The sequence below is a fragment of the Nitratireductor sp. GCM10026969 genome (genome assembly GCF_042660605.1).
GTDB lineage: Bacteria > Pseudomonadota > Alphaproteobacteria > Rhizobiales > Rhizobiaceae > Chelativorans.
Genome location: NZ_JBHSUM010000012.1, coordinates 14470 through 24087, shown reverse-complemented (window position 1 = coordinate 24087; position 9618 = coordinate 14470). Strand labels below are relative to the sequence as shown.

Sequence of the window (9618 nt, the reverse complement as noted above, 5' to 3'; positions counted from 1 at the left end):
CGCGAAACGTCAGATCACCGCACATGCAGGTTGGCGACCCTTTTCGACGTGCATGCTCCCGATCGCACGCGAGAACACCGGCCACGAAGCCGCTAGCAAGGCATAGGAGGGCGACGAAGAATGTCGTCATGCCTCTTCCCTAACCTTCGGATCGGGAGCCTTCTTCAAAGCCTCGCGGAAGACGTCGAGGCGGCGCTCGTCGAGGGGACGGAACCATTCCGCGTCGAAACATGGCTCGAGAAAGACGTGGCGGCCCAATGCCGCGCACCAATAGAGCCGTTCCTCATTTATGATTTCGCGAAGCCTGAGGAGAGAATTGCCGTCGATTTCATCGAGCCCCGCCATACGGATGGTATAGACGACGCCAACCTCTGGCATGATTTCGTCGCCGTAGCGGCGATGATCTTCAGAGTTGACGCAAACGACGCGCATGCCGGGAACGAGATCGTAGGACATCTATCCAGTCCTCCTGACGAACACACCGGCATCGGCGCAGATGCGCTCGACCTCCGCGACTGTCGCGTATGTGCCGCTCCTGGTGAGGCGGTTCGCGATATCCTCTGCACCGCGATCCTTGCGCGCTTCGGCCAATATCCAGTCGACGTCGCGGACGGTGAATTTGAGATTGAGGTGCGCGGTTGTGCGCTTGCTCTTACGAGGATTGCGCTTCATCTATGCCGCCTCCTCGACATCACGGCGCGCATGGCAAAGCCTGTGATGAAAGGCGCAGTAGCGCGTACCCTCGCCTGCCGGACGACCGCAGAAGCCGAAACCGGCCTCCTTCGGATCACCTATCGGGTAGAGGCATTCATTCGTCTTGAGGGCGACGAGGGCGACGACACGGGGCGGTGGGGCGTGATCCGGTATAGGCTCGCTGAAGGCAGCACGCTTTCTCTGCCGGGATGGCGACCGCGGCGCGGCACGCAGGAGGTGATACCGCCGAGCGACCTGGCGCACATAAACGGGAACCGTCTGAAGTTCGGCTGCGATGCCATCATAATCCGCGTCAGGATTTGCCTTGAGCGCGCCAACGATCTGCTCGGCCTTCGACGCTCCGCTTTTGCGCGTAGCGTAGGATTTGCGGGAAAACCCGATCTCCCGAAGCGCCTTGTCACGTCCGACAATGCCGATGATGGAATTTCGGGTGACGCTGAACTGTGCGGCGATCTCGCGCGCCGTCGACCCGTCCTTGAGCATCTTCGCGATGATTTGCTTTTGCTCGTCTTCCCAGCGCACGACAGCGCCAGAGGGGCCGAAATGCATATTCATTGCATCTGCTCCCACGCCATTCTCGCGAAGGTGACGAGGCCCCACCAAGAGAGCGCCGCGCCCACCATCACGATGGAAAGGCCGAGCAAGCAGCCGGGACGGCGCTCAAGCTCGGCGGTGGAATAGGGAACCGGGGAAGACGGGCGCGCTTCCCCGGTTCTTGTCGCCGCCGGGAGGAGGTGGCGGCGATCTGTGTTGGTGAAAGAGGTCATTCGGGCATCTCCGAGAACGGATTCTCAGGCCAAGGCTGCCACGCGAGCGGAGGAGCATCCTTGGTGAACATCTCCCAACGGCTCTCATCTGGTAGCCAGCGGCTCAGCGTGACGACGTCGCCATTGCCGGCCGCGATAATGCGAGGGGCGATATGGACCTTCTTCAGGACCGGGCGACCATCTTTGTCGGTCTTGCCGGTCGTGACGTATTCGGTCTTTCCCTTGGGGGCTTGGGAGATGTCGAAGTTCCAGTCGCTCATTCCGCCGGCTCCTTGGCGGGAGCGGCGCCGAAGATGTCGGGGCGCAGATCGTGGCGCGGGATACCAGTGATGCGCTCGACATCGGCAAGGCGATCAACAGGGATCAACACTTCCCCGTTTTCCCACCTCATGATCGTGGTCTTATGCACATTGAGGTGCCGCGCCAGCTTTTCCAGCGTGTCGCCGGTTTCCTCTCGGTGGGCTTTCAGGGGGTGTTTTGCTTCGTGCGTCATGAAGCGAATAGTTGCAAATCTTGCAACTACCGTCAAGAAGAAAAGTTGCACCGCATGCTAACGACTGGCCAAGCCCCTTGGAAGTATGGTTGCACGATGTCCAACCCCGTGCGTATCCATACGGACAAAGAGCCGGTCAGAAAGCACTACATCGCAGAGTGGGCCGCGCGCCGGAACCTCAAGCGGGCAGACATCGCGCGTGAAATCGGGGCCGACAAAAGCCTCGTAACGCGATGGTTCCAAGGAAAGCTTCCGTCAGATCACTATCTGGAAAGGCTGGCTGCTCTGTTCCATACCACGACGGACGGTCTCTTCCGCCATCCTGATGATGATTGGCTTGCCACGTTCTTCCGAGAGCGAAACGAGGAAGAGAGGCAGCGCGCCAGGCGCATCCTCGAAAGCGCATTCCCTGACAAGAAGACCGGCACCTGACCTCAATTCTCGGACATGATAAGGATCACCCGCCGTTCATGATCAACGCTCACCATCCATGCACCTCCGTGGATGGTCTCCATCGACTTCGCCAGAGCTTCCGCAGCAACTCCAACCCTCATCCTAGGGTTTTCTTTCGCCCCCGCCCGGCCTCCAGAAGTTGTTGCGGCGATCCCTACTATGAGCGCCCGCCTGCTTATTCTAGCTGCGTCATATTCAGTCCGTTTTGACATAGCTCATACTCGACTGTTCTGGGGTCTCCCGGTCCCATCTTTTAACCCTACCACCTTCGGCTTACTTCGCATTCCTGCTTATGCACAGTAGGCTGCTGGATTGTGACGGCCTGTGAATAGCGGGGACGGACGGCACTATTAACGGTACATTCATACCAGACAGAGGAACCATTTCAGCGGCTTAGCCTTTCGGCCATAAAGCAGGGCATGCCTTCTTCAGAGCCGCCCAGCTTCCACCTCCGATTGTCCGCCGATCTCATGAAGCGGATCAAGCTCGCCGCCGTCGAGAACGACCGAAGCATCAATGCAGAGATCGCGGCGCGGCTCGAGCGATCATTTGACCTGACTGATGGCGATCGCGAGATTGCGCTGAAACTCCTGGCTGATACTGTGGCTATCCTCTCCAAGGGGAGCCGAAAGAAATGACCAGTTCAGCGTTCGCTCAGCAGCTTATGGACGCGGCAGACGGGATCGACGATCTGTCCCGCTCCGATCTGCAGATCCTCCTGCGCCGCGCAGCTCTCCGGGTGGAGAATAAAACCCAGCAGGTCGGCACGACGATTCTCACCCGGGATATTGCAGATGTGATCGACGAATGGGCGGCGGCGCGTGGCGTGTCGCGCGACGATGCCGTGAACGAGGCGCTGCGCGATTGGTCTATCTCGATGGGCCTTACGGACCCCGGCGTGCTCAACGACGAGTAGCCCAGCACCTACTCTTCAACGTCTCAGATTATCTTTCTTCTGAAGTGTCTCTATCAGGTCTTGGTTGATGGAGGGTCCCGGAGTGAGGGTGTAGGAGGACTAAGCCCCCGTGCTTCTCAGCATCCGGTGGGTTAGCCCCCAACCCTGACGATCTTGGCTGCCGGAGCCGCCCGTCGCTTCGGGTGAGTTGGTCAAATACCAGTGCCAACTCTCGACCGCACTTTCTCGTGACGGCTGGTTCCGCCACGGCGAGCACCCCTTCGGTCTTTCGGAGTGGGGTCTGGACTATGCTCGCGCCCAGTGGTATCCAGATACCGCGTTCCAAACGGCGAGAGCGCCACCGTCTTCAACCATCCGCTCTCTTTAAGTTGCAGCCCCGGCCTTCGCGCCGGGGTTTTGCTTTTCTAGCCCAGAAAAAATAGTTGCACAAGTCGCAACTTTTTCGCTTGACGTTGGTTGCACGATTTGCAACTATTCCCTCCATCGAACAGCCGCCACGAAGAAGCTCAGGGCCGATCTGGGGGCGTCGATCAGAGCAACCACAGCAAAAGGAGAACGACATGAAATCCATTCTCGCAGCCACCCTCGCCGCCGGACTGATGACGGCTTCCGCCGCGCAGGCCGACCAGCCGACCAATCTGCTCGACGCCATCAGCCAGTGGGCCGCGCAGTTCCAGAACGAGGACGGCGAATACGACCGCGCCGGTTCGAGCAACCCGACCGTGGCTGACCAGTTCGGCATCGACACCAGCAGCTACGGTGCTCGCAAGACGGGCGGTTCCGATCCCGACACCGACAAGGGTCTCAGCGGTATTCTCAACTGACGGAGGTTTCATGTTTCCGGCCTTCCCGGGCCGGTTTCACGAACCCTCACCCCACGGTGAGACCCGCAAGGAGGAAATGAAGATGAGCCCGATAGCCAGAAGCTACACGATCCACCTCCTCCCGGCCTGCACGGACTGGAAGGGCAACATCTACCCGGATCGCTATGGCGTGACGCTCACGCTCGCCGGCAACCCGATGCGCGCTGACGGCGGCGAATACCCCACACGCGATGAAGCAGTTGCAGCCGGGCAGCGCGCAGTGAGTGGCGCCTGAAGCGCTCAGGTTACCGGCGTCACTTGGCCGGCTTCCCGAGCCCTTCCGATACGGAGAGATGAACAATGGCATTCACCAAGACAGCAAATGCCTTCAACAGCACCCCCTTTTCCTCGTGCTGCGGCGTCGCGTCGATGAAAAGCGGCGGACGCCCGGACGATCACTGCCACCGCTGCGGAGAGCCGATGACGCACCACGATGACGGGCTTGGTGCCAGACGTCGTGAGGTCGGCGCGGGCAACTGCCTCATGTGCGGAAAGAGGCGCGGCAATCCCGCGGTCCCCGGCAACTGCCACTGCTAACCCTTCCCCCACCCAGGCCCCGGTGATCAGAGACGAGGACGAGATGAAGACGCGCTTGCAGGAAATAGTCGATCGGTTTTTCTCCGAGGAGGCCGTTGTGACCACGCTGCCCGCTTTTAGCGGCGACGGTTACGGATACGGCGGCGGCACGATCCTGAGCATCGGAGACCGGTCAATCCAGTTCGGTGAGGACTATGAGGCGCACAAACTCGCCGAGGAAGTTGCTCGCCGCTGGAACGCCTCCCTCCCCACTCCTCAACCCGAAACCCCCGGCACGAGCCGGGACTGATGGGAGATGAACCATGTTCGCATTGATCGAGGACGCGCTGAATCTGACCGCCGCGATGGCGGTGATGATGGCGCTCTACGTCGCCGCGACGGGCGCGGCCGAGCTGATCGGGAGGTTCTGATGGTGGACGTTAAGCACACGCCTGGGCCATTGTCCGTTCATCGCACCGGACATGAAGAACAGTTCGTGGTGGCAAGCGACTGGCTTCACGCCGAGGGTGACTGGGGCAACATCTACGTCCACTTCTCCGGCTACTTCGGGAGCTATGGGCCGGATATGTTTGCGGCCGCTCCTGACATGCTGGAAGCCTTGAAAGAGGCGAAGTCGGAGTTGCGCGATTTGGGGCCAGATCACCCCGCGATGCGCGAGATCGACGCCGCTATCGACAAGGCGGAGGGCCGGTCATGACCCTCAAACTCACCCGCTACCCCGACATCGCGCCGCTGTACGACTTCGAGGTCGAAATCGAGGTCTGCCTGAAGCGGACGCTCGCCGGCCCCACGTTCGTCGTCACCGGCATGACCAGCGACGGGATCGATCTTTACGACCATCCCGACCCGGAGCTTGCCGATGCCTTCCTGAAGATCGCGCACAAGATCCAGGGCTTGGTCGAGGCCGACGACAGCATCCTTGACGATCTTCTGGAAGACGAGAAGCGGGAGGCGGCGTGATGGGCACGATGGCAACCGCTCGGATCAACACCACACAGGGTTTCGTGATCTATCGCGACCTCATCATCGTGGAAACTGATGATGGCTGGATCGCCCGCAGCGAGGACTTTGGCGATACCGTCTGCAGCGGCAAGTCCCTCTTTGAGTGCATCGACGCCGTCGAGGACTGGCACGACAACCGCGCTGAGGCGGCATGGGTCGAGCATCAAGAACGCCTCATGTCGAGTAGCGGCCCGGACGACAGTACCTATCGCCGGGACATGATCGCAGCCGGTCGCGGCCACCTTCTCGGAGGCGCGTGATGTTTCGTGATCACCTGTCCGAAATCGCCCTCATCGACACGTCGCGCACCCAGCGCGAGGCGATGTCCTGCAAGCACACCAGGCGCCTTCTGACGCTCATCGACGCCGGCTTGTCCCTTGAGGAAGCCGAGCGGGTTTGCGCGGCGCCGGAGCTGATCAAGATGGAAAGGAACGCGGCATGAGCAATATTGGTGACGGCGGACAGGCATTCCCGATCGCTGTTCAGCCCGACTTCCAGTTCGCAGAGCCTGGAATGTCCCTCCGCGACCATTTCGCAGGGCAAGCGCTCGCCGGCATCTACGCCTCGAAGTGGTTCACGGACCACGCGAGTTCCGACCTCTCCGACGATATCCAGGTCGCTGCTGCCAAACGCGCATATCGAGCGGCTGACGCCATGCTTGCCGTGCGCGCGAAGACGGGAGGCTCCGATGCATGAGACCGCACTCCTCCTCGCCCTGATGATCACGCTTGCGCTGGCAATCGGCCCCGGCGGCCCGGCCATGGGCCTCGCGATCTACGCACTCACACGGGTTTACTACGAAAGGTTTTAGCTATGACCGACATTGACACCGATGCCATGCAATCCATCGGAAGCATTGCCGAGCAAATCGTAGGCGGCTTGCACGGTGACCGCATTTGGACCGGGGAGAAGATCACCGAGCCGGGCGTGTATGCCGGCGTGGATATCGAGCGTTATCACCACGACCCGGAACTGTTCGACGGGTTCTCGATCTCGAGTTCTGGCCTGCGCACCCTTCTTCGTCGGCCGGCCGAGTATTGGTGGACATCGCCCTACAATCCCAATCGGGAGGAGCCGGAAACCAAATCGTCGCTCGATTTCGGCAAGGCTGCTCACATGCTCCTGCTGGGCGAGGATGGCTTCGCGGAGCGGTATTCCCTGCGGCCTGCCAAATATCCCGACAGCAAGACGGGAGAGCCGAAGGCTTGGAACGCCAATTCCAACTGGTGCAAGGCATGGTTGACCGACCAAGCCGAGGCCGGGCGAACGGTTATTACCGATACCGAGATCAACCACATTCGGCATATGGCCGATGCTCTCTCCCGCAAGGAGGCGATCCGGCTCGGCATCCTCAACGGTAAGATTGAGCGATCAATCTTCCACAAAGACGGCGATATTTGGCTGAAGGCGCGCCCCGATGCCGTTCCGGTCTCGTCCGGCGACTATGTGGACCTGAAGACTGCGGCATCGGTGGACAATGAGAGCCTCTCGCGCGCCATCTTCGCCCACGGCTACCACGTCCAAGCCGGCTTGATGCGTATGATCGTGCGCGAGGTGCTTGGCCCCGACGCTTTCACGTCCTTCACCTTCGTCTTTGTCGAGAAGGCACCCCCCTACGATGTCCGGGTGATGCAGCTCAAGGATACGGACATCGACCTTGGCGAGCGCCAGGCGCGGCAGGGGCTGAATCTTCTGCGCGAGTGCCTGAAGCGCAACGAGTGGCCCGGCTATGACGGGTTCGATCAGCACATCTCCTACGTCGAAATGCCTGCCTGGGCCAAGACGCGCATCGACAACGATCTGCGCGAACAGGAGGCCGCGTAATGGCGAAGTGGGAGCGCGGCGGCCGCATACATGACCCCATGATGGTGATCGATTTCATCATGACCGGCGATGTCGTCTTCAACGGCAACAAGCCGCAGAACGCCGGATGGCTCCAGAACTGGAGCATCAGCCAGATCAAGCGCGAAACAGCAATGGGCAGGTTCTTCATCGCCCTGCCGGTCAATAGGGAAAAGCCGCAATGAACCAGGTCGCCAATCGCGAAACGTCCATCAATCAGGTCAGCATCGCGTCCGGGAATGGATCGAAGATCGCGCCGCAGACCCTTGGCGAGGTCGTCAGGTTTGCCGAAGTCATGTGCAAGGCCGACATCGCGCTGCCCAAGCATCTGCGCGGGAATGCCGGCGCGTGCATGGCCGTGGCGCTCCAGGCACTTGAATGGGAGATGTCGCCCTTTGCGGTGGCCTCCAAGTCCTACGCCGTCAATGGCCAGATAGCCTATGAGGCGCAACTCATCATGGCCGTGATCAACACGCGATCGGGCATCGAGGGCCGGCTCAAGTTCCGCTTTGAGGGCGAAGCTGATGAGCGCGTCTGCATCGCCTATGGCAAGCTCGATGGCGACGTCCTTGAGGTCCGCTCTCCGAAGTTCAAGGACATCACGCCAAAGAACTCGCCGCTCTGGAAGTCCGACCCGGATCAGCAACATTGCTACTACACAGCCCGCGCATGGGGGCGCCGGCACACGCCGGAAGTGATCCTCGGCGTCTATGACCGCGACGAGGCGCAACAATTCCAAGGCCCCGATCATGCAAAGGACGTTACGCCCTCCGTCATGGACCGCCTGAAGTCCCAGCATCAGCCACAGGGCGACGACAGCGAGCGTGAAGGCTTCGACGCGGACCATGTGACCCGCGAGACGCAAACGCTTTCTGGCTGCGAGAGCGAAGACATTCAAGAACCGTCGGCGAATCCCCCCGCCGATGACGCGGCGGCATCCGATCCCGCCCCTCAGACCCAAACGGATGCCGCCGCAACCTCTCCCGCCGATGCGGCGGACCAATCGGAGGCCGGCGCCACTGAAAGCGTTGCCAGCGATGAGGCGGCTCCTTCCGAGACCGCGGCGCCGGCCTCCGATCCTTCTTACACGCCGCAAGCGTGCCTGACTGCGTTCCTCCGCACCGCGACCGAGCCGGATCTGACCATTCAAGAGCGCAGGCAGACGCTCGAGCAGATGAAGGACTGGTGGAAAGACGCGCTGCCCGACAACCTCGATTTCGTGCGCGCCTGCCTCCAGACGGCCGACAAGGTGGCGAAAGACGAACTGCCCGAGGACAAGGCACGCGGGTATCTGGAGGGGCTGCTCAATGGCTGACCATCCAATCCTATTCAGCGGCCCGATGGTCCGCGCCCTGCTCGACGGCAGGAAGACGCAGACGCGCCGCGTCATCAAGCCAGCATACGAGATTGGGGGCGGCTGGCCCATGTTCCCGAGTTATCTCAACGGGAAACGGATTGGCGAAAGCAGCAATCCGGATTTCGACGATCTGTCGGAGTTTAACGGCGGGTCTCCTCTGTACGGCGGGGCAACGCCAATCTGCCCCGGCGACCGGCTCTGGGTGCGAGAAAAGGGGTGGGAGCGGCCCGAACGCACGCCACAGATGATGCGCGATGGCGCGGATACCTGGGATCCGTTCTACTACGACGCCGATGATCTAGCCTGCTTTGAGCACGAGCAGTTCAATGCGTGGGGCTTTAAGCGCCGGCCCTCCATCCACATGCCCCGCTGGGCATCCCGCCTCACCCTGCTCGTGACCGATGTCCGCGTGCAGCGGGTGCAGCAGATCAGCGAGGAAGATGCGATCGCGGAGGGTGTTGAGCGAGATCGCATCTTCAAAGGCGAGCCAGCTTGGCGCAGCTATGAGAACTGGGTGGGTTGTTGCGCGGGGCCGGTCTCAAGCTTCGCGACCCTATGGGATAGTCTCAATGAGGATCGCGGCTTCGGCTGGGATGAAAACCCTTGGGTCGTCGCCCTCACCTTCCGCGTCATCAAGCAGAACATCGACCAGATCGAGCGGGAGGCAGCATGAT

23 protein-coding genes are annotated in these 9618 nt (G+C 61.0%); 17 read left to right on the top strand and 6 right to left on the bottom strand.

All coding sequences use genetic code 11. From position 1 onward, the window contains the following. Positions 1–126: 126 nt before the first annotated feature. From ACFP9U_RS05140 to ACFP9U_RS05115, 6 genes are read right to left on the bottom strand one after another with little or no spacing between them, the layout of a single operon-like run. Positions 127–456: a hypothetical protein gene (locus ACFP9U_RS05140; RefSeq protein WP_378619556.1), complete on the bottom strand. Its 330-nt coding sequence runs from the start codon at positions 454–456 to the stop codon at positions 127–129. Continuing rightward, the gene (locus tag ACFP9U_RS05135; protein ID WP_378619554.1) at positions 457–672 is read right to left on the bottom strand and encodes a hypothetical protein; all 216 of its coding nucleotides are present in this window, start codon (positions 670–672) and stop codon (positions 457–459) included. Then, positions 673–1269, bottom strand: a complete 597-nt coding sequence (locus ACFP9U_RS05130; RefSeq protein ID WP_378619553.1) for a GcrA family cell cycle regulator — start codon at positions 1267–1269, stop codon at positions 673–675. Beyond that, positions 1266–1481, bottom strand: a complete 216-nt coding sequence (locus ACFP9U_RS05125) for a hypothetical protein (protein WP_378619551.1) — start codon at positions 1479–1481, stop codon at positions 1266–1268. The genes ACFP9U_RS05130 and ACFP9U_RS05125 overlap by 4 nt, the downstream gene beginning before the upstream one ends. Continuing rightward, on the bottom strand, positions 1478–1741 hold the full coding sequence (locus ACFP9U_RS05120) for a hypothetical protein (protein WP_378619550.1): 264 nt from the start codon (positions 1739–1741) through the stop codon (positions 1478–1480). The genes ACFP9U_RS05125 and ACFP9U_RS05120 overlap by 4 nt, the downstream gene beginning before the upstream one ends. Continuing rightward, a complete protein-coding gene (locus tag ACFP9U_RS05115) occupies positions 1738–1974 on the bottom strand; it encodes a YdaS family helix-turn-helix protein (protein ID WP_378619548.1) in 237 nt (78 codons plus the stop codon). The genes ACFP9U_RS05120 and ACFP9U_RS05115 overlap by 4 nt, the downstream gene beginning before the upstream one ends. A 96-nt stretch (positions 1975–2070) precedes the next feature. Here ACFP9U_RS05115 and ACFP9U_RS05110 point away from each other — a divergent pair, with 96 nt between their 5' ends. From ACFP9U_RS05110 to ACFP9U_RS05030, 17 genes are all read left to right on the top strand, one after another. Beyond that, a complete protein-coding gene (locus tag ACFP9U_RS05110; protein WP_378619546.1) occupies positions 2071–2406 on the top strand; it encodes a helix-turn-helix domain-containing protein in 336 nt (111 codons plus the stop codon). Positions 2407–2846: 440 nt separating this feature from the next. Continuing rightward, a complete protein-coding gene (locus ACFP9U_RS05105) occupies positions 2847–3065 on the top strand; it encodes an Arc family DNA-binding protein (RefSeq protein WP_378619545.1) in 219 nt (72 codons plus the stop codon). Further along, entirely contained in the window at positions 3062–3343 is a 282-nt protein-coding gene (locus tag ACFP9U_RS05100; protein WP_378619543.1) for a CopG family transcriptional regulator, read from the top strand. Before ACFP9U_RS05105 ends, ACFP9U_RS05100 begins: the two co-directional genes overlap by 4 nt. A 560-nt stretch (positions 3344–3903) precedes the next feature. Continuing rightward, positions 3904–4167 (top strand): hypothetical protein, encoded by a 264-nt coding sequence (locus tag ACFP9U_RS05095; RefSeq protein WP_378619542.1) that lies wholly within the window; start codon positions 3904–3906, stop codon positions 4165–4167. A 10-nt stretch (positions 4168–4177) separates the two neighbouring features. After that, a complete protein-coding gene (locus tag ACFP9U_RS05090; RefSeq protein WP_378619540.1) occupies positions 4178–4441 on the top strand; it encodes a hypothetical protein in 264 nt (87 codons plus the stop codon). Positions 4442–4506: 65 nt separating this feature from the next. Further along, complete coding sequence (locus ACFP9U_RS05085; protein WP_378619538.1) at positions 4507–4743, top strand: hypothetical protein; 237 nt, start codon at positions 4507–4509, stop codon at positions 4741–4743. 43 nt (positions 4744–4786) lie between these two features. Then, positions 4787–5032, top strand: coding sequence for a hypothetical protein (locus tag ACFP9U_RS05080; RefSeq protein WP_378619537.1), 246 nt, complete (start codon positions 4787–4789; stop codon positions 5030–5032). Positions 5033–5152: 120 nt separating this feature from the next. Further along, entirely contained in the window at positions 5153–5440 is a 288-nt protein-coding gene (locus ACFP9U_RS05075; protein WP_378619535.1) for a hypothetical protein, read from the top strand. After that, on the top strand, positions 5437–5703 hold the full coding sequence (locus ACFP9U_RS05070; RefSeq protein WP_378619533.1) for a hypothetical protein: 267 nt from the start codon (positions 5437–5439) through the stop codon (positions 5701–5703). The genes ACFP9U_RS05075 and ACFP9U_RS05070 overlap by 4 nt, the downstream gene beginning before the upstream one ends. Further along, a complete protein-coding gene (locus ACFP9U_RS05065; protein WP_378619532.1) occupies positions 5703–6005 on the top strand; it encodes a hypothetical protein in 303 nt (100 codons plus the stop codon). The genes ACFP9U_RS05070 and ACFP9U_RS05065 overlap by 1 nt, the downstream gene beginning before the upstream one ends. Continuing rightward, on the top strand, positions 6005–6187 hold the full coding sequence (locus ACFP9U_RS05060) for a hypothetical protein (RefSeq protein ID WP_378619530.1): 183 nt from the start codon (positions 6005–6007) through the stop codon (positions 6185–6187). Before ACFP9U_RS05065 ends, ACFP9U_RS05060 begins: the two co-directional genes overlap by 1 nt. Further along, positions 6184–6441, top strand: a complete 258-nt coding sequence (locus ACFP9U_RS05055; RefSeq protein WP_378619529.1) for a hypothetical protein — start codon at positions 6184–6186, stop codon at positions 6439–6441. The genes ACFP9U_RS05060 and ACFP9U_RS05055 overlap by 4 nt, the downstream gene beginning before the upstream one ends. Next, positions 6434–6556, top strand: coding sequence for a hypothetical protein (locus tag ACFP9U_RS05050; protein WP_378619527.1), 123 nt, complete (start codon positions 6434–6436; stop codon positions 6554–6556). The genes ACFP9U_RS05055 and ACFP9U_RS05050 overlap by 8 nt, the downstream gene beginning before the upstream one ends. A gap of 2 nt (positions 6557–6558) precedes the next feature. Further along, positions 6559–7569, top strand: coding sequence for a PD-(D/E)XK nuclease-like domain-containing protein (locus tag ACFP9U_RS05045; RefSeq protein ID WP_378619526.1), 1011 nt, complete (start codon positions 6559–6561; stop codon positions 7567–7569). Beyond that, on the top strand, positions 7569–7772 hold the full coding sequence (locus tag ACFP9U_RS05040; RefSeq protein WP_378619521.1) for a hypothetical protein: 204 nt from the start codon (positions 7569–7571) through the stop codon (positions 7770–7772). Before ACFP9U_RS05045 ends, ACFP9U_RS05040 begins: the two co-directional genes overlap by 1 nt. Further along, positions 7769–8902, top strand: a complete 1134-nt coding sequence (locus tag ACFP9U_RS05035; protein ID WP_378619519.1) for a hypothetical protein — start codon at positions 7769–7771, stop codon at positions 8900–8902. Before ACFP9U_RS05040 ends, ACFP9U_RS05035 begins: the two co-directional genes overlap by 4 nt. After that, on the top strand, positions 8895–9617 hold the full coding sequence (locus ACFP9U_RS05030; protein ID WP_378619517.1) for a hypothetical protein: 723 nt from the start codon (positions 8895–8897) through the stop codon (positions 9615–9617). The genes ACFP9U_RS05035 and ACFP9U_RS05030 overlap by 8 nt, the downstream gene beginning before the upstream one ends. The last annotated feature ends 1 nt before the right edge of the window (position 9618 follow it).